Here is an 18,905-nt window from a genome sequence, read left to right as displayed (position 1 = left end):
CCGTCCCCGGCCCCGACCGCGGACTGCCCCCGGCCCGGTCCCACCCCGGCCCGATCCCGCCTCCGGCCGGGTCCTCCCCCCCCGGCCCGATCCCGCCCCCGGCCGGGCCTCCGCCCCCGGCTCCCCCACGCCCACCCCACAACCCCGGACCAATCAGGCGAGCGGCACGCGCCGCTCGGCCGAATACTGGGGAGGTGCAGTGCGCGAGGTGGCTCATTCCGGTGTGAGTCGGACGGTTACGAGTGGGGCGTTGCCGGGCGCCGTGGAGGACGTGACCTGTGCCGACGCATCCGTCCCGGTGGTCCCGACGGCGGCTGCTCCAGGTTGCCGGGGGCGGCGCGGCCGCGGTGACGGCCGGGGCCGGGGGATGGGCCTGGTTCGGGCCGGGCATGCCGCTGTCGCAGGTGGCCGATCCGGCGCTGGAGCGGAAGGCCGCCGCGTCCGGCGCGGAGCAGGCGTTCCTGCACGTCATCGCGCACGCCGACGACTCGCTGTACTTCATGAACCCGGCGCTGGAGCAGTCGGTGCGCAGCGGCGCCCGGTCGGTGACGGTGTGTCTGACCGGCGGCGAGTCGGACGGCCGCAACACCGCCGAGCACGGGCGCGGGGACCGGCTGTCGCCGCGCGACCGCCCGGCGTTCGCGCGCGCCCGTACCAACGGGCTGCGGGCGGCGCACGCGGTGATGGCCACCGGCGACCCGCTCAGCCCCTGGGACGTCGAGGCCATCTCCCTGCTGCCCGGCTTCCAGGTCGAGATCCAGACGCTGCGCGCCGCGCCGCGGAACCAGCTCGTCTTCATGGAGCTGGTGGAGGCGCGGACCGTCTCCGAGCCGCGCGCGCGGAGCCTGCGCGGGCTGTGGCTCGGCGCTGTCGACGTGCTGCCCACGCTGCGGCCGGAGGGCACTCCCGTGCAGCGCGTGTTCCAGTACACCCGTGAGCAGGTCGTCGCGTCGCTGACGGCTCTGCTGGAACGGGTGCGGCCCACCGTGGTGCGCACCCTCGACCCGAACGCGGTGCACGCCCCGCACCGGCCCCCGCCCACCGACGACCGCAAGCTGCGCGGCTTCCTGTACTACGACCACCAGGACCACATCAGCTCGGCCTGCTTCACGCAGGCGGCGCTGGCGGCCTACTGGGGCCGTGCGCACAGCCGCCCCACCGTCGTGGAGAACTACATCGGGTACGAGGCGGGCGTGCTGCCCAACAACGTCGACCTGGCGACCGCCCGGCGCAAGGGCGAGCTGCTGTCCGTGTACGGCTGGGCGGACGGTCGCGACTGCGGCGACCGGGCGGGCTGCGGCGACCGCAAGGTCGGCGGCTCGGCGTTCGACGGCTGGTCACGCGACTGGACACGCAGCACCCGGCTGCGCGCCCCCGGCTCGAACAGTTGGCTGCGGCCCCTGAAAGACGGCCGGCTCGCCGCCTTCGCCGTCCTGGACGGCACCGCCGTGTGCTGGGCCGAGACCGCGCCCGGCAACGGCACCTTCAGCGGCCCGCACCGGCTCGGCGGCGGCTTCCTCCAGGGCCAGGTCCATGCCGTGAGCCATCCCGGCGGGGCGCTCCAGCTCTTCGTCTCCCGTACGGTCCTGCCCGCCCGCAACCACGCGCACCGCCGCGAGCTGCTGACCGCCCTGCAGAACGGCACCGCGCGGGACGGCGTACCGACGTTCGGCCCGTGGGAGTCGCTGGGAACTCCGGACGCCGCGCCGGTGAAGTCCCTGGAGACGGGCTTCCCGGCGGCGGCCGTCGGCCAGGACGGCACGGTGCACGTCTTCGCCCGCGACTGGCGCGGCGGCATCGCGTACCGCAGCGGCGCCCAGGGCGGGGACTGGTCGCTGTGGCGGCACCTGGAGGCACCGACGGCCTCCCCGGGGGCGGCGGGCCGGGTGCCGGCCGTCGTCGACGGCCTGGACGCGTGCGTGGACTCCGAAGGGCTGGTGCACGTCGTGGCGCCCAGTGACCGGGCCGTGCACCACTGGGTGTCGAGGGAGGCGGGGCAGATTCCGGAGCCCTCCGGGGACACCGGGCTGCCCGAGCCCGGGGGCCCGCTGAGCCTGGTGCCGCTGGGTGGCGGGGAGGTGCGCCTCGCGTACCGGCAGAGCGGCACGGCCCAGGTGCTGCTGGCCGAGCGGCGGCCGCGGCCCGGCTCCTGGCGGCTGTCGGCGCGGTACGAGCCGGTCGGCGGGTACGGGCGGGTGGCCCTGGCGGCCGTCGGCAAGCCCGCGCGGACCGTCGTGCTCGCGGGACGGGACAACGCGGGCCTGCTGCGGTACGCGCTGAGCGACGCGGGGCAGGACACGCCCGGCCGCTGGCTGACGGGGAAGGTGCCGCACTCGGGCGCGGCGGCCGTCGGCCAGGACACCGACGGGCGCGCGGTGCTGGCCGTCCTCGGCAACGACGGGCGGCTGCACGTGGTGCGGCAGCGGGACGTGGGGGCGGACGGTGCGTTCCAGGAGTGGCGGGCCCAGCCGGCCCGGCGGGGTCAGAGCGGCCCGGTGAGACGCGCCGGCTGAGCCTCGTCACCCGTACGGCCGTCCCCCTCGCCGGCCGGGACGGCCTCCCCGGCCGTTCCGGCAGCCCGCCCCGGCACCAGGATGCGGGTGGACACCAGATAGGTGAACGGGATCGCCAGTACCGCCGCGAGCAGCGGCGCGACGCGGGTGCCGAGCCCGCACCAGTTCACCAGCACCACCAGGCCCGCGCTCTGCACCAGGTAGTTGGTGACCTGGGTGAGCGGGAAGAGCAGGAACTTCTTGCGGCTGGGCCGGGTGCGGTAGGTGAAATAGGTGTTCAGGAAGAACGAGCCCACCATGCTGAGCAGGAAGGCGATCGTGTAGGCGGCGAAGTACGGCATCCAGGGGTGCAGCGCCAGGTAGCAGCCGTAGAAGGTGAGGGTGTTGACGCCGCCGACGACGGCGAAGCGCAGCAGCCGCCCGATCGGGAGCCGCCCGAGCGGGAACCGGCCCCGGGGCGGACGGTGGCGGTACGGCCGACGCCTCATCGGCGGGTCCGCCCGGCGACCCGGGCCGTGGGGGTGTGGGTGGGCGCCGTCCCGTTGGTCTCCTTGACCAGGAAGTGCGGGCGCCGCTTGGTCTCGTAGTAGATGCGGCCGATGTACTCGCCGATCAGGCCGAGCATCACCATCTGGAGGCCGCCCAGGCCCACGATGATCGCCACCAGCGTCACATAACCGGGCGCGGTGATGCCGCCGACGACGGCGGCGCCGACGATCCACAGGGCGTACGCGGCGGCCAGCGCGGCCAGGCTCAGGCCCGTGTAGATCGCCACCCGCAGCGGGCGGCTGTTGAAGGAGATCATGCCGTCGATGCCGTAGTTGACCAGGGCGCCGAAGCACCACTTGGTGCGGCCGCCCTCGCGCCGGGCGTTGCGGTAGTCGAAGGTGACGGTGTCGAAGCCTATCCAGGAGAACAGGCCCTTGGAGAAGCGGTTGTACTCGGGCAGCGAGACCAGCGCGTCGACGGCGGTGCGGGACAGCAGCCGGAAGTCGCCGACCCCGTCGGCCAGTTCCACGTCCACCCACTTGTTGACGGCGCGGTAGTACAGCCGGCTGCACGCGCTGCGCAGCGGTTTGTCGCCGTCCCGGCTGCGCTTGGCGATGACCTGGTCGTGGCCGAGCTGGTAGAGGTCGAGCATCTTCTCGATGAGCTGGGGCGGGTGCTGGAGGTCGGCGTCCATCAGGATGACGGCGTCGCCGCTGGCCTCCTTCAGGCCCGCGAGCATCGCCGCCTCCTTGCCGAAGTTCCGGCTGAAGGAGAGGTAGCGGGTGGTGGGGCGGTGCTGGTGGGCGAGGGTGCGTATCCGGTGCAGGGTGCCGTCGGTGCTGCCGTCGTCGACGTAGCACAGCTCGTACTCGACGGCGAGCCGGCCGAGCACCACGCGGATCTCCTCGTCGAAGTGCCCGATGACTTCCTCTTCGTCGTAACAGGGGACAACGACCGAGAGCTTCATGGGGAGCCCTTTCGCCGGGGCGGAGCGCGGCGGGAGCCACCACGTCCCAGGCAGCAATTCTACTAATCAGATGAAATGTCACGATTCGAGCGGAGAGGGTGGGCGGTGTGCTCCGCCCCGGCGCCGCCGCACACCGCGGGTGACGGCCACGGCCGCCAGCACCCCCAGCGCGGCGCCGCTCGCCGCCAGCCCCGGCAGCAGTCCGGGCGGGCGGTACGCGCAGTCCAGGCGCGACGCACCCGCTCCGAGCGGTACGGCGATCAGACCGCCGAACGAGTGCGGGGCGCGGGAGGCGCCGCCGTCCACCCGGCAGCCCCAGCCGGTGACGGCCGGGACGGCGAGGACGGCCGTGCCGGTGCTGTGCGCGGGCAGCTCGGCGGACAGCCCGTGACCGCTCGACGAGAGCCGCACCGGGCCCTGTCTTTGCAGGTCCGCGACGGCGGCGGCGAGTTTTCCGCGGCTCAGGCAGCCGAGCGGGTGCTCGGGGACGCGCTGGGCCTTCGGGTTGCTGAAGGAGACGGTCAGCCGCCCGTCGGGCGGGGTGAGGCCCAGGCCCTTGACCGGGTTCGCGGTCGTCTCCCGGATGCCGAACCCGGGGGAGGTATGGCCGGCGGCCCGTACCTTGCCGTGGTACCAGGGCGCGTACCAGAAGACGTCGGAGCCCGGCGTGCAACGGACCGTGAAGAGGGCCGCGCCGCCCCGGCGGGTCGCGGGCAGCCGCCACTCGCCGTCGACCACGCGCGGCACCGGACGCACGGCCCCGCTCCCGGGAACGGCCACCGCGTGGCCCCCCGCTGCCGGGCCCCCGGTGCCGCCGCCCCCGCCCACCGGGCGCAGCGTGGGCACCTCGTACACCCGCGCGCCCAGCAGCCGCTCCTGACGGGCGAAGACCGAGCCGCCGCCGACGCGCGGATCGGCGCGTACGTCGATGCCCCGCCCGGCGGCCCCGCGCCGCCGCTGGTCGAGGCCGTCCGCCGACAGGCCGGGCCGTACGGTCAGCAGGGGTGCGGCGGCGGCCCGCCCCACGTCGACCGGACCGGCCTGCGGGCCGGTGCGGAAGCTGCTCACCGCCAGGACCGCGCGGCTCACGGGGTCCTCGACGCTGCGGAGGTGACGGCCGTGGATGTACCAGCCGCCGCCCAGCTCGCGCAGGGTGCGTGCGGTCCGTTCCGGCACATAGCTGCTGTAGTACGAGCCGCCTTCGCCGCCCAGCAGCAGGGGGTCGTTGTTGGCGAACTCGTGCGGTCCGGGGTCGGTGCGGGAGCGCGGCCAGTCCTCGTGCTGCTCGATCCCCCGGTGGACCGCGATCGAACGGTCGTCGAGCGTGATCTTCGGCTCCCACCAGGCGAGCTGGTCCCTGACGGCCGTCACGGAGAACGCCGCATAGGCCGACCCGAAGAAGACCGCGCAGGTCAGGGCGGCTGCGGCGAGGGTGCGTACGGTGCTGCGCGCGCGGTGCCGGGCCAGTGCCACCAGCGCCGCGAGCACCACCGCGCCGCAGCCCAGCACCAGGATCCAGGTGGCCGGGCCGACCACGCTGCGGTCGTGGCACAGCGCGGCGATCAGGGCGACCAGGACGGCACCGGCCGCCAGCTCGCGCGGGCGCGGCCGGTGCGCCAGCGCCAGCCACGCGATGATCACCAGGAGCGCGCTGAGCACGAAGGAGGCGCGGTACGGGCTGCCGTTGGGGACCGCCAGGCCGTGCCACACCAGCAGCGTCGGCTTCCACACGAAGGAGACCGCGACGCAGGCGGCCAGGACGTACCAGGCGACGCGCGTACGGACCGGAACGGCGCGGACGAACGGGAAGGCGGCCACCAGCAGCAGCCCCAGCATCCCGATGAACAGGTGCGGCGCGGGCACCGAGCCGCGCCCGCCGGGCAGCAGCTCCGCGACGAAGTCCAGCGTCGGCGGCCGTCCCCGGTAGACCGCCTCCGGCGCGGGCCGGGACGCCTTGCTGGCCTTGAGGGTGACGGTGATCGCGGGGGCCGCCAGCAGGATGCCGGTCAGCGCCATGGCGGCGGCGCGGACCGACGCGCGGAGCCGGTGCCGTCCGGAGAGGTCCGTGGCGAGCAGCAGGCGCAGGGCGAAGACCAGGGCCATGGCGAGGGTGGCCATCGCCGCCGTGTAGAAGTTCCCCGCCCAGGACACGCCGACGAGCAGGGTGCCGGCCACCCAGCGGCGCCGGTGCAGGCACCAGTCGGCGGCGATGCCGGTCAGCGGCAGCGAGACCAGGCCCCACATCCACATGGGGTCGGCGGTGCCGTCGCTCACGACCCAGGCGCAGGTGCCGTAGCCCACCGCGAGCAGCGCGCGCGGCCAGGGCGCGCCGGGGTGCAGCCGCCCGAGGAAGACGGTCATCAGGGCGGTGCCCAGGCCGATGCAGCCCAGCGTGACGAGGAACACCGGCAGCTCGGCCAGGTCGCGGGGGAAGAGGCCGACAAGCCAGGAGAACGGATTCATCAGATAGGTGAGGAAGTCGGCGAGAAAGGGCACGCCGTAACCGCTGTTCCAGTTGAGGAGCAGGTCACCGGTGGTGTTGCCGTGCAGCAAGTCCCACAGATGGGCGTGGAACGGTACGAACTGATTTCCGAGGTCGTTGACGGCGCGGGAGCGGGTACCGAACGGATAGCTGCCGAGCATCGTCATACCGAGGCAATAGGCACCCATGGCCAGCAATGCTGCGAAAGACGGCGCGCAGCGCGGCGTCGCCAGGCGCCGGGCCGGTGCGGTCGGCATTTTGATCGTCACATTCACGGGGCGGCCGCGCTTCCCTGGTCACCTGCGTATTGAGCGAGTAGATGCCGCTTTTGGGTGATGCGTTTTTCATGTACGGCATGTCGGGACCCGGATCTCGATGCGGGTGATCGTCCCCGGGTCGAGAGTCCTACGGTAAGCCAAATGTCCGCAATAATGCGGTTTGACAAGAGTGAGGTGCGGCGGCGAACGTGCGCTCGTACGCCGGTCGACGGCGTGCCGGGCCGGTCGCTGGCCAAGGTAGCTTTGGGATCCCGCAGCGCTATGAAAAGAGGATTGGGGTGCCCGTGCCTGACGTCTCCGTAGTCGTGATCGTCTATAACGACGCCGACCGGCTATCGACGGCCGTCCGGTCCGTACTGGACCAGACGCTCCACGGAGTCGAAGTTCTGATCGTCGACGACTGCAGCACGGACAGATCCTTCGACGTGGCCCGGCAGCTCGCCGCCGCCCACCCCGACCGGGTGCGGGCGCTGCAACTGCCGGAGAACAGCGGCGGCTGCGGAGCGCCCCGCAACCACGGCGTCCAGCACGCCACCGGCGCGTACGTGATGTTCCTGGACAGCGACGACGTCCTGGAGCCGAACGCCTGCCGCAACATGCTGGAGGCGGCCGAGCGCACCGGCGCCGACCTGGTCTCCGGCATGTGTGTACGGGTCGAGGTCGATTCCCGCAACAAGAAGCGGACCGAGTGGTATCCCTGGCTGTACTCCCGGACCCGGACGATCGAATCCATTTCCGAATTGCCCGACCTGCTGGTCTTCGACACGCTGTCGACCAACAAGTGTTACCGGCGTGAATTCCTCCTGGAGGCCGGGCTCGTCTTTCCCGTCGGCATCCACTACGAGGACCTGCTCTTCTCGGCCCAGGCGTACGTGGCGGCCCGGCGGATCACGCTGATCCCCAACCACGTCTACTTCTGGAACGTGTTCGAGAAGGCCGCCACCAAATCGATCAGCAACCGGCGCCACGAGATCGCCAACTTCGCGCACCGCATGGAGATCCACCGCCGGGTGGACGAACTGCTGGAGCGCGAGGGGCTGGACGACCTCAAATTCCACAAGGACGTCAAGTTCCTCAAGCACGACCTCGTGCTGCATCTGCGTGATCTTCCGCTGCTGGACGAGGACTACCGCCGCGAGTTCGCCCGGATGGCCAACGGCTATCTCGCCGGTATCGCCCCCGAGGCGTACGAACGCGTCCAGCGCATTCAGGCGATCTGCGCCTACCTCCTGGCCCGGGAGGACTGGGCGAATTTGATGCCCGCGGTGGACACACTGATCAACCGCGACAAACTCTCCGCACCGCTCGCCGAACGCGACGGCCGGATCTACTGGTGCGCCGAACACCTCGACGACCCCGAGGGCCGCCGGGTCCTGGACGTCACCGACGCCGGCTACCACACCCGCTCGGTCGGCAAGCTGTTCCTGCGCAACCAGCTCACCGCCTACGAGGACGACGGGCAGGGCACCGTCCGGCTGGCCGGCACCGTCGTCAACCCGCTCGGCAAGGTCGCCCCCGGCACCCCGCTGCGCGGCCGGCTCGAACTCAAGGCCCGCCGCAAGAGCCTCCAGGCGTTCTCCTTCCCGCTGACCTCCCTGCGCATCGCGGCGGACGGCCTGCACTGGGACGCCGAACTGGACCTCGCCCGCCGGCTGCGCCCGCTCGGCATGATCGACGCCGTCTGGGACGTCCGGCTGATCCTGGAGGCGGACGGCGTCACCACCCGCACCCGCCTGACCGTCGGCGGTGTCGACCTCGACAGCGCCCACGCGCTGCGGGTCCGCCCCCGCCTCACCCGGCTGGTCTCCGACCGCGTCGAGCCCGCCACCTCCAAGCGCGGCCACCTCACCTTCGTCCTGGACGCCCGGGGCAAGGCGGCCCGCCGCGCCAACGAGGTGCTGCGGCAGGCGCTGCGCAGCCCCGCGGCCGACCTCGCCAAGAGCGGGGTGCGCAAGGCCCGCAAGGCCCAGCGCGACCTGAACTCCGGCGAGACCAAGCTGCGCGTCTACCACGAGGTGTTCAGCAAGCTGCCCGTCCGCAAGGGCCTGGTCGTCTTCGAGAGCCACCTCGGCAAGCAGTACAGCGACAGCCCCCGCGCCATCTACGAGGAGATGCGCCGCCAGGGCGTCGACTTCGAGGCCGTGTGGTCCTACGACGGCAGGAAACCGGAGGGCTTCCCCCAGGACGCCACCCTCGTCAAGCGCTGGAGCTGGCAGTACCTGCGCGCCCTCGCCCAGGCCGAGTTCTGGATCGACAACCAGGGCTTCCCGCTGCGCCTGGTCAAGCGCCCGGAGACCACCTACATCCAGACCTGGCACGGCTCCGCCCTCAAGCGCATGGGCTTCGACGAGCCGCGCATGAAGCTCAAGACGCGGGCCGCCAAGGCGGACTTCCAGAAGGTCCTGGACCGCTTCGACCACTTCCTGGTCCGTTCCGAGCACGACGTACGGACCCTGGCCGGCGCCTTCCGGCTGCGCGACGAGGTGCTGCTGCGCAGCGGCTACCCGCGCAACGACGCGCTGGTCGCGACGCGCCGCGCCGAGGAGGCGGGCGGCGTGCGCGAACGCGGCCCGCTCGCCGAGGAGCTGGGCATCGGCGCGGACAAGACGGTGCTGCTGTACGCGCCGACCTTCCGCGCCAACCCCAACGGCTCGGTCCGCGGCTTCGAACTCCCCTTTGACGTGGACGAGTTCGCCGAGCGCTTCGGTGACCGCTTCGTGCTGCTGATGCGTTCGCACTACCTGAACAACGTGGTGCTGCCGCCCTCCGTACGCGGCAAGGTCATCGACGTCACCGGGCACCACGACATCACCCCGCTGCTCCAGCTGGCCGACGGCATGATCACGGACTACTCCTCCGTGATGTTCGACTACGCCCTGCTCGACCGGCCGATGCTGTTCTTCGCGTACGACTACGAGGAGTACGCCAACGAGGCGCGCGGCACCTACTTCGACCTCAAGGAGAAGGCACCGGGCCCGGTGCTGGGCACGGCCGAGGAGCTGTTCGCGGCGATCGAGGGCCTCAAGGCGGCGGACGACGGGCACCGGGAGGCGCGGCGCCGCTTCACCGCCGAGTTCGGCGAGTACGACCAGGGCGACGCGGCCCGCCAGATCGTCGGCCGGTTCTTCGGCGGCGACACGGGACGCGCCGCGGACAGCGGCCCGGCGCTCGGCGACGCGCTGCCCGGCCCCACCGTCATCACCGGCTCCGCGCACAGCGGTTCTTCCGTGAAGGGGGAAGCCCATGACCGGGCGTGACATCTTCATCGTCAACAACAACGTCGACGAGATGGGCGGTGTGACCACCTGGTCCCACCAGATGGCCCGGCTCTTCACCGGGAGCGGCCACCGGGTGCACGTCATCGGCGTCGTACCGGCCCCCGAGGAGCTGCGCGCCGACCTCGGCGACGACCTGCCGTACGCCACCACGACCCTGTACGACGCGCACCCGCCCAAAGCCGTGCCGGCCGCCCGCGGCATCAAGGGGCGCCTGAACATCGCCGAGCAGCGGCGCCGCGCCGCCCGCCAGGCCGGTATGCGGGAGCAGGCGGACAAGCTCAGCGCGCTGTTCCGCGGCGCCCGGCCGGGCGGCGTGGTCATCGTGACGCAGGTGTGGGCCATGGAGTGGGTGGCGCTCGCCGACACCGCGGGCCTGCCGGTCGTCGGCATGACCCACGAGTCCTACGACGCCTGCCGCAACTCCTCACGCTTCGGGCGGGTCAAGAAGTACTACAAGGACGTGGACCGGCTGCTCGCGCTCACCCGCGAGGACGCCGACCGGTGGATCCGCCAGGGCATGGACAACGCGGACTTCCTGCCCAACCCGCTGCCGGTGACGCCCGAGGTGCCCTCCGACCGCACCGCGAAGGTCGTCGCCAGCATCGGCCGGCTCTCCGACGAGAAGGGCGTCGACCTGCTCCTGGACACCTGGGCCCTGGTCGCGCCCGATCACCCGGACTGGACCCTGCGCATCTACGGTTCCGGCGACGACGAGGACATCCTCAAGAAGCAGGCCGCCACGCTCGGGCTGAACGGCTCGGTCGCGTTCATGGGCCGTACCGACGACGTGGCCGGTGCGCTGCGCGGCGCGTCCGTCTTCGCCCAGTCCTCCCGGGCGGAGGGCTTCCCGCTCTCCCTCATGGAGGCGATGGCCAGCGGCGTGCCGTGCGCGGCCTTCGACTGCGCGCCCGGCGTCCACGAGATCGTGCGGGACGGCGAGGACGGCCTGCTGGCCGTGGTCGGCAACACCACCGAACTGGCCCGCCACATCGACGCGCTGATCTCCGACAAGGAACTGCGCGACCGGCTCGGCACGGCGGCGCGGGAGAACGTCCAGCGCTACTCGACCGACCGCATCCTGAAGCGCTGGGAGGATCTCTTCGCCCTGCTGGAGCGCTGAGGCACCCTGGACGGGCCGGCCCCGCACCCCGCGGGCCGGCCCGTACCGGATGACGGAAGAGGCACACCGTGGCAGCAGACCGTCCGCCCGCCCCCGACGGCCGGGGCCCGCGCGACCCGGCCGTCTCCGTCGTCGTACCGGTGCACAACACCCGGCGCTACCTCGCACAGTGCCTGGGCTCCGTCTTCGCCCAGAGCCTCGGACCGGACGCCGTCGAGGTGATCGCCGTGGACGACGGGTCCGACGACGGCAGCGGCGCCTGGCTGGACGAACAGGCCCGTACGCACCCGAACCTGACCGTGATCCACCAGCCGCCGTCGGGCGGCGCCGGCCGGCCGCGCAACGTCGGCATGGACCGCGCCCGCGGCCGGTACCTCTTCTTCCTCGACTCCGACGACCACCTCGGCACCGAAGCCCTGGAACGGCTCACCGCCCTGGCCGACACCCACGGTTCGGACCTCGTCTACGGGCGCATAGTCGGCACCGGCGGGCGCCCGGCCCCCGTCGACCTGCGCACCACCAGCCCCCGCGTCACGCCCTGGGACTCGCCCGTCTACTGGACGCTGGCCGCCTACAAACTCTTCCGCCGCTCCTACGTCCAGGAGCGCGGACTGCGCTTCGTCGAAGGCCGGCTGCTCGCCGAGGACCTGCCCTTCGGCATCCGCGCCCTGCTCGGCGCCGACACCGTCTCCGTCCTCGGCGACTACGACTGCTACTACCTCCAGGGCCGCGACGACGACTCCAACGCCACCCGCCAGGACCTCGACTGGCCCGAGCATCTCGGCTACATCGCCACCGTGCTCGCGCAGGTCGCGGAGCTGGTGCCGCCGGGCCCCGAGCGGGACACGCTCATGGTCCGCCACTTCCACGGCGAGATCCTCGCCCAGTTCGCCGCGCCGTACCTCGCCCGGGACGACGAGGGGCGCCGCGCCATGGCGAAGGCCGCCCGCCCGCTGGTCGAGTCCTACCTCACCGACCGGGTGCTGGCCGCCCTCCCGCCCCGGCTGCGGCTGCGCGCGCACTGTCTGCGCGAAGGGCTGGTGGACGAGCTGACCGCGATCGTCCACGCGGACACCGGGCGGGAGTCGGGGCCGCCGGTGGCCGGTGCGGACGGCCGGGAGTACGCCGCGTACCCGTACTTCCGCGACCCGGAGCGCGGCATTCCGGACGACTGCTACGCACTGCGGCCGGCGGGCCCCGCGGAAACGGCCTGAAAAGGCGTACGCCCCCGGCGGCACCGGGGGCGTACGAAGGTGCCCGGGTCAGGCGCCGGCGCGGTGGTGCTGCCAGCCCTGCCAGGCCGAGGTGATCATGTCGCGCACGTCGTGGCGGGCCTTCCAGCCCAGCTCATCGGCGATCCGGTCGGCGGCGGCGACGACCCGGGCCGGGTCGCCGGGACGGCGCGGGGTGACCTCGGCGACGGCGTCGGTGTGACCGGTGATCTCGGTGATCAGGTCGACCATCTCCTTGACGGAGACGCCTTCGCCACGGCCGATGTTCAGGGTCAGGTCGCGCACCGGGCCGGGCTCGGCGAGCTTGCGCGCGGCGGCCAGGTGGGCGTCGGCGAGGTCCGCGACATGGATGTAGTCGCGGATGCAGGTGCCGTCCGGCGTCGGGTAGTCGTCGCCGAAGATCCGCGGGGACGCGCCCTCGGTGAGCTTCTCGAAGACCATCGGGACGATGTTGAAGACGCCCATGTCGGCCAGCTCGGGGGTGGCGGTACCGGCCACGTTGAAGTAGCGCAGGCACGCGGTGTTGATGCCGTGCGCCTTGCCCGCCGCGCGCGCCATCCACTCGCCGACGAGCTTGGTCTCGCCGTACGGGTTGATCGGCGCGCAGGGGGTGTCCTCGGTGACCAGGTCCACGTCCGGCATGCCGTAGACGGCCGCGGAGGACGAGAAGACGAACTGGCCGACGCCGCCCGCCGCCATGGCCTCCAGCAGCGTCTGCAGACCGTGCACGTTCTCGCGGTAGTAGTGCAGCGGCAGCTCGACGGACTCGCCGACCTGCTTCTTCGCGGCGAGGTGCACGACACCGGTGATGCCGTGCTCGGCGATGGTCCGGTCCAGCAGCTCGCGGTCCAGGGTGGAGCCCACCACCATCGGCACGCCCTCGGGGACCCGGGCGGCCACGCCCGTGGAGAGGTCGTCGAGCACCACGACCCGCTCGCCCGCCTGCGTCATGGCCCGTACGACGTGGGCGCCGATGTAGCCGGCGCCGCCCGTGATCAAGTAAGACATCTCGCCATCCTAAGGGGGTCGTTGCTCGTCGGGTGGTGCGGTGCGGACGCCGGCGGGCGGCGTCCCGGGGGTCGCGCCGGCCGGATCCGGCGCGCTGACCGGGGCCGTCGCACGGCCTCCGCCGAGCCGGGCCCGGCCGTCGCCGGCCGGGCCGCTGTGACATGACTAACGAGCGCGCCCGCCGCCGCGACGCAGCTTGCGGGCCGCGATCTGCCACGCGGTACGCATACCGGACGCCATCCGCAGCGCCAGCGCGCCGCCGGTGGTCGCGTACGGCTGCGCCAGCAGCAGGCCGTGCCGGGCGCTGGGCAGCGCGTGCCGCCGCAGCCCGGGGCCGGTGGCCCGCAGCGCGGCGTGCAGGACGGAGCCGTCCGCGCAGCGCACCCGGGCGGTCAGGTCCCACGGCACGGGGGTGCCGGAGCCGCTGTCGCCGCGGACGACCAGGGCGCCGAGGTCGAGCGCCGTCTCGGCCGTCCACGCCTGTCCGGACGGATCCGGGGTGAGGGCGGCGGTGTGCACGGGCCCGCGGCGGCCGTCCGCCCGGCGGCGCAGCTCCACGTCGATGCCGACCGGCCCGGCGGCGGCCACCCGCCCGTACAGCTCGTGCACGCGCAGCCGCAGCAGGGAGCGGGTGCCGAGGACGGGCTCGGCGTCGACGGTCACCGGCAGCCGGTCGGCGGGCAGCGCGTCCAGGCCGTCCAGTTCGGCCCCGGGAAGGCCGGACGACCACACGGGACGCCCGCCGTCCCGCGCGTACGGCGGCAGCAGCCGTCCGGGGCGGGCCGCGAGCTGGGTGAGCCGGGCGGAGTCCACCGGCGCCTCGGAGGCGAGCAGGACCCGGGCGAGCCAGCGGGCCGGGGCGGTGGCGGCGAGCAGTTCGCTCTCCTCGAACCCGGCCAGGTACGCGCGGGTCAGCCGCCACCACTCCTGCCGGTAGTCCGCGCCGCGGGTGTGCAGCTCCCGTACGTACATCCGCAGGTCGTGGTCGAGGAACTTGGTGCGCGCCGCGTGCGCGAGGCCCTTGTGCCCGGCGTCGGCGAAGATCCGCACGCTGGTGCGGTGCGCCTCGATGCGGGACTCCCAGTTGGCGACGTCCTTGCGGTCCAGCGAGATCGACTGCTTCTTGGCGCTGCGCCGGACGTGCCAGACGTACACCTCGTCGGGGACCACCGCGAGGCGCGGGGCGGCGGTCAGCACCCGGGAGGTGAAGACGAAGTCCTCGTAGGTGAAGCGGCCGTCGGGGAAGAGGATGCCGTGGTCGAGGAGGAAGGCCCGGTCGTAGAGCTTGTTGACGCACAGGGTGTCGCCGACCAGCTCGGGGTGGGCGGTGACGGGAGCGAGCAGCGCGGGCGCGCGGTAGAGGTCCGGCTGCCAGGGCACCTCGCGCGGCCCCGGCAGCTCGCGGCGTACGCACAGGCCCGCCGTCACCGGGGTGTCGTGGCGCAGCGCGGCCCCCAGGAGGGCGTCGACGGCGCCCGCGGGCAGCACGTCGTCGCTGTCCAGGAACATCACGAAGCGGCCGGTGGCGGCCCGCAGCCCGTCGTTGCGGGGCGTACCGCAGCCGCCGCTGTTGTCCTCCCGGTGGATCACCCGCAGCCGTGGGTGCTCGCGCGCGAGGTCGTCCAGGACCCGGCCGGTGCGGTCGGTGGAGGCGTCGTCGACCGCGATCACCTCGGCGATCGCGTCCCCCTGCGCCAGCGCGGAGCGCACCGCCTCGCCGACCAGCGTGGCGTCGTTGTAGGCGATGACGACGATGCTGACCTGCGCGGACGGCGTGAGGGCAGGCCCCGGCCGCGGCTCTGGGGCTTCATTCACAGTCACTACATCTACATTTCGTGTCGGTGTGGTCGGCGCCGGAGGGCCGTGGCCTGCTCCTCTGCACCGAGGCCGCAAGCCGGCCCGCGGTTGCGTGCGCGCCCCTGCTCCGGGCCATCTTGCCGTCCCGCGCCCCGCGGCCGGGCGCGGGCCCCCGCCGTCCGCCGTGCGCGACCCCGCCGCCGGCGGTCCGTGGCTACCGCTCAACTCGCCCCGCGGCGGCGGGTCACCGGCCCTGGGCCGAACGGGTGACAGGCGCGATCGACACTGCGTAGCGCCGCGATTACGCTCTGTGTCCGTTCCTTCGTGCTCTCGGTCCCGCGAGCCCCGACCTTGGGATGGCCATGCCCCGGTTCAGCGTCATCGTCCCCGCCCGCGGCGTCCAGGGCTTCCTGCGCGCCTGCCTGGACTCCGTACTGGAGCAGTCCCACCGGGACGTGGAGGTGATCGCCGTCGACGACTGCTCGGCGGACGCCACCGGCGCGATCATCGACGAGTACGCGCACCGCGACCCGCGCCTGACCGCCCTGCACCAGCGCCGACCGAGCGGCGCGGGCCCGTCCCGCAACGCCGGTGCCGCGCTCGCCCGCGGCGACTACCTGCTCTTCCTCGACGGCGACGACACGCTGGCCCCCGGCGCGCTGGCCGCCGTCGACGCACGGCTGCGGGCGTGCGGCGAGCCGGACGTCCTGCTGTGGGACCACGAACGGATGGACGTCTGGGAGCGGCGGCGGCCCAGCGGCGACGGCGCCTTCCTGGAGGCGGTGGGGGACACGGTGTTCGACGCCGTGCAGTGCCCCGGCGTGCTCGGCGTGGAGCCCGCCGCGTGGAACCGGGCGGTGCGCCGCGAGCACTGGACCGGCCGGGGCCTGGCCTTCGCCGACGGCCCGTACGAGGACGTCCCGTACGCGTACGAGAGCCTGCTGACCGCCGGGCGCGTCGCGGCGCTGGACCGGGTGTGCGTCACCTGGCGCGAGCGGCGGCGGGGCAGCGCCGTCACCACACCCGGGCGCCACCACTTCGTCGCCGTCGAACGCTACGAGGAACTGTTCGCCCGGCTCGACGGCCTGCTGCCGGGGGAGCGGGACGAGGGCCGGGCCGGAGACGGAGATCGGGCCGGAGACGGCGGCGGTGCCGAGGGCGGGGCCGGTGCGCAGGCCGCGGCGGGAGACGGCCGGCTGCCGCCGCGGAGCGTCCTGCACGCCCGGATGACCGACCGGCTGCTGGCGATCCTCGACGACCCCGACCGCGTCGTGCCCGCCGACCGCGCCGCCTTCTTCCGCGCCGCGAGCCGCTGCATCCGCGCGCACCGGCCGGACGGCGCGCCGCTGCCGGCCGCGCTGCGCTCGTACCGCGCCTACCGGTCGCTGCACGGCGCGCAGGTGCTGCGGCGCGAGGTGGCCAAGGAGCTGCGGGACCGCGGCGAGGCCGCCGCCCGCTCGGCCTTCCGGCGCTACTACGGCCTGCGGCTGCACACCCCGCTCGACGCCGACCTGGTGCTCTACGGCGCCCGCGGCAACCGTGCGGTGACCGGCAACCCGTACGCCGTCGACCGCAAGGCCCGCGAGATCGCGCCCCAGTTGCACGGCGTCTGGGCCGTCCACCAGGACGCGGTGGACGCCGTCCCGGCGGGCACGGACCACGTCACCGTCGGCTCCCGCCGCTACTGGGAACTGCTGGCCCGCGCCGCCTACCTGGTCACCGACGGCGACTTTCCCGGCGCGGCCGGGCGGCCGGGACAGATCTGCCTCCAGACCCACCAGGGCACCCCGCTGAAGGCCACCGGCCTGGACTCGCACCGCTACCTGGGCACCACGGCGGGGCCGGGCCCCGGCCGGGCCCTGGAACACGCCGACCAGTGGGACTACTGCCTCTCCGCCAACCAGCACTCCAGCGAGATCTGGGAACGCGCCTACCCCAGCTCGTACGAGACGCTGGCCACCGGCTTCCCCCGCAACGACCGGTACGCCACCGCCACCGCGGCCGACGTCCGCGCCGTGCGCGCCGCGCTCGGTGTCCGGCCCGGCGCGACCGCCGTCCTGTACGCGCCCACCCACCGCGACCGGCGGGACGGCGCCGTCCCGCCGCTGGACGTGGCCCGTCTCGCCGCGGCGCTCGGCCCGCGCTTCCAGCTCCTGGTCCGCGCGCACCCGTACAGCGGCCCGCACCAGGGCGCGGACCCCGGCACGGCCGCCCTCCAGGAGGCGGGCGCGGTCCTGGACGTCTCCGGCCACCCGCACATCGAGGACCTGTGCCTGGCCGCCGACGCGCTGCTGTGCGACTTCTCCTCGGTCCTGTTCGACTACGCCAACCTCGACCGGCCGATCGTCGTGCACACCGCCGACTGGGACGCCTTCCGGCTCACCCGCGGCGTCTACGTCGACCTGCTGTCCGGGCGGCCCGGCGACACCCCCGGCGTCCTCGCGGCGGACGAGGCGGACATCGCCGGAGCCTTCCACTCGGGGCGCTGGGACGGCCCGGCGGCGGCGTCGCTGCGGGCCGCCTTCCGCGAGCGCTTCTGCCAGTACGACGACGGGCTGGCCGCGGAGCGCGTGGTGCGCCGGGTGCTCCTCGGCGAGGACGACCTGCTGCCCCTGCTGCCGCCCGGCGAACGCCGTACCGCCCCGTCGCCCCGGGCCGCCGAACGGGCCGCGGCCCGGCAGGACGGCGCCAGGTGCACCCTCACGGGGCCCGGCGCGGTCGTCGGGTGACGGCGGGGCAGCGTGCGCTCAGCGGGCCGCCGAGCGGCGGCGGGCGGCGACGACGGCCTTGGTGATGAACGGCGGCAGGACGTTCACCGCGAGACGGCGGGCCGGACTCCGGCGGGCCCCGGCGGCGGCCGGACGGGACGCGGCGACGCGGACGGGCGTCCGCGCGCCGGAGGCGGGAGAGGCGGAGGGGGCCGCGGCAGCCGGGGCGGCGTCGCGCGAGGCTTCCGTACGGTGGCGGGAGACCGGGTGCGCGGGCTCCTTGGCGCTCTTGGCGCTCAGCCGGATCAGCGGCGCCCCGTTGACCTCCTGCACCTCGTGCCACACCCCCTCGCGGCCGGTCAGCCACGCCAGCAGCGCCGCCTGTACGGGCGCGGGGTCGCCCCAGGTGCCGTAGAACTTGGTCGGCGTGATGCAGATCGGACGCAGCGCCAGGCCGGTGACCGCCTGCCAGGTGGCGGCGGCCACCCCGGGGCAGTGCTCGGCGCGGAAGTCGTCGAGGACGACGACGCCCTGGGGCGTGAGCAGGTCGCGCACCGTGACGATGTCGCCGTGCACATGCTCGTACAGGTGCGAGGCGTCGATGTGCGCGAAGCGGCAGCTCCCCGGCTCGACATGCTGCGCCACGCTGGAGCTGAGCCCCTGCACGATCTCCGGCAGCTCGTCGTGGAAGGCCAGGTAGTTCGCCTCGAAGGCGCGGCGCGTCAGTGTGGCGTAGGACTTCGCCATCTCCTTGGAGTTGGAGGCGTCCTCGGCGGGTGAGTCGAACAGGTCGCAGACCGTGAAGCGGTCGCCGGGGCGCAGCCGGGCGCCGAGGAAGATGGCGCTCTTGCCCAGGTACACGCCGAGTTCGAGCAGGTCGCCCGGCTCGGCCCGGTCCTCCTGGCGGGCCAGGAACCAGTCGAAGAGCAACTGGTCGGCGGTGAAGAACCAGCCTTTGACGTCGGCCAGCCGCCCGGGGCGCGGGAGGTGTCCGTCACTGAGGTCTGCGGTGCGGGCAGTCATGTGCGGTCCG

Annotated in this window: 11 protein-coding genes; 5 read left to right on the top strand and 6 right to left on the bottom strand. The window is 73.6% G+C overall.

Going from position 1 to position 18,905, the window contains the following annotated elements; all coding sequences use genetic code 11:
* The first annotated feature begins 278 nt into the window (after nucleotides 1-278).
* Nucleotides 279-2,513 carry a PIG-L family deacetylase gene (locus tag ACZ4QV_RS08260; RefSeq protein WP_361145027.1) on the top strand — a complete coding sequence of 745 codons (2,235 nt, stop codon included), beginning with the start codon at nucleotides 279-281 and terminating at the stop codon, nucleotides 2,511-2,513.
* Here ACZ4QV_RS08260 and ACZ4QV_RS08255 read toward each other — a convergent pair.
* From ACZ4QV_RS08255 to ACZ4QV_RS08245, 3 genes are all read right to left on the bottom strand, one after another.
* Entirely contained in the window at nucleotides 2,483-3,001 is a 519-nt protein-coding gene (locus ACZ4QV_RS08255) for a GtrA family protein (RefSeq protein WP_361145024.1), read from the bottom strand. The genes ACZ4QV_RS08260 and ACZ4QV_RS08255 overlap by 31 nt on opposite strands.
* The gene (locus ACZ4QV_RS08250; protein WP_361145021.1) at nucleotides 2,998-3,969 is read right to left on the bottom strand and encodes a glycosyltransferase family 2 protein; all 972 of its coding nucleotides are present in this window, start codon (nucleotides 3,967-3,969) and stop codon (nucleotides 2,998-3,000) included. The genes ACZ4QV_RS08255 and ACZ4QV_RS08250 overlap by 4 nt, the downstream gene beginning before the upstream one ends.
* A 78-nt stretch (nucleotides 3,970-4,047) precedes the next feature.
* Nucleotides 4,048-6,639, bottom strand: a complete 2,592-nt coding sequence (locus ACZ4QV_RS08245; RefSeq protein WP_467762691.1) for a YfhO family protein — start codon at nucleotides 6,637-6,639, stop codon at nucleotides 4,048-4,050.
* Nucleotides 6,640-7,007: 368 nt separating this feature from the next.
* On the opposite strand from ACZ4QV_RS08245, the gene ACZ4QV_RS08240 reads away from it, so the two are divergent.
* The 3 genes from ACZ4QV_RS08240 to ACZ4QV_RS08230 all read left to right on the top strand — a co-directional run bounded on the left by ACZ4QV_RS08240 (nucleotide 7,008) and on the right by ACZ4QV_RS08230 (nucleotide 12,341).
* Nucleotides 7,008-9,986 (top strand): bifunctional glycosyltransferase/CDP-glycerol:glycerophosphate glycerophosphotransferase, encoded by a 2,979-nt coding sequence (locus ACZ4QV_RS08240; RefSeq protein WP_361145015.1) that lies wholly within the window; start codon nucleotides 7,008-7,010, stop codon nucleotides 9,984-9,986.
* Nucleotides 9,973-11,127 carry a glycosyltransferase gene (locus tag ACZ4QV_RS08235; protein ID WP_361145012.1) on the top strand — a complete coding sequence of 385 codons (1,155 nt, stop codon included), beginning with the start codon at nucleotides 9,973-9,975 and terminating at the stop codon, nucleotides 11,125-11,127. Before ACZ4QV_RS08240 ends, ACZ4QV_RS08235 begins: the two co-directional genes overlap by 14 nt.
* Before the next feature lie 68 nt (nucleotides 11,128-11,195).
* A complete protein-coding gene (locus ACZ4QV_RS08230; protein WP_361145010.1) occupies nucleotides 11,196-12,341 on the top strand; it encodes a glycosyltransferase family 2 protein in 1,146 nt (381 codons plus the stop codon).
* A gap of 48 nt (nucleotides 12,342-12,389) precedes the next feature.
* Here ACZ4QV_RS08230 and galE read toward each other — a convergent pair whose 3' ends face one another.
* Both galE and ACZ4QV_RS08220 read right to left on the bottom strand, forming a co-directional pair.
* Nucleotides 12,390-13,367, bottom strand: a complete 978-nt coding sequence (gene galE / locus ACZ4QV_RS08225; protein ID WP_361145007.1) for a UDP-glucose 4-epimerase GalE — start codon at nucleotides 13,365-13,367, stop codon at nucleotides 12,390-12,392.
* A gap of 165 nt (nucleotides 13,368-13,532) precedes the next feature.
* Nucleotides 13,533-15,182 (bottom strand): glycosyltransferase family 2 protein, encoded by a 1,650-nt coding sequence (locus ACZ4QV_RS08220; RefSeq protein WP_467762690.1) that lies wholly within the window; start codon nucleotides 15,180-15,182, stop codon nucleotides 13,533-13,535.
* 344 nt (nucleotides 15,183-15,526) lie between these two features.
* On the opposite strand from ACZ4QV_RS08220, the gene ACZ4QV_RS08215 reads away from it, so the two are divergent.
* Nucleotides 15,527-17,893 (top strand): bifunctional glycosyltransferase/CDP-glycerol:glycerophosphate glycerophosphotransferase, encoded by a 2,367-nt coding sequence (locus ACZ4QV_RS08215; RefSeq protein WP_361639644.1) that lies wholly within the window; start codon nucleotides 15,527-15,529, stop codon nucleotides 17,891-17,893.
* A gap of 18 nt (nucleotides 17,894-17,911) precedes the next feature.
* Here ACZ4QV_RS08215 and ACZ4QV_RS08210 read toward each other — a convergent pair whose 3' ends face one another.
* Complete coding sequence (locus ACZ4QV_RS08210; protein WP_361585635.1) at nucleotides 17,912-18,895, bottom strand: class I SAM-dependent methyltransferase; 984 nt, start codon at nucleotides 18,893-18,895, stop codon at nucleotides 17,912-17,914.
* Nucleotides 18,896-18,905 lie beyond the last annotated feature (10 nt).

The organism is Streptomyces sp. NPDC026394 (genome assembly GCF_055567735.1).
Note: the sequence above shows the minus strand (reverse complement) of the source record. Positions and strands in the feature narration are given on the sequence as shown.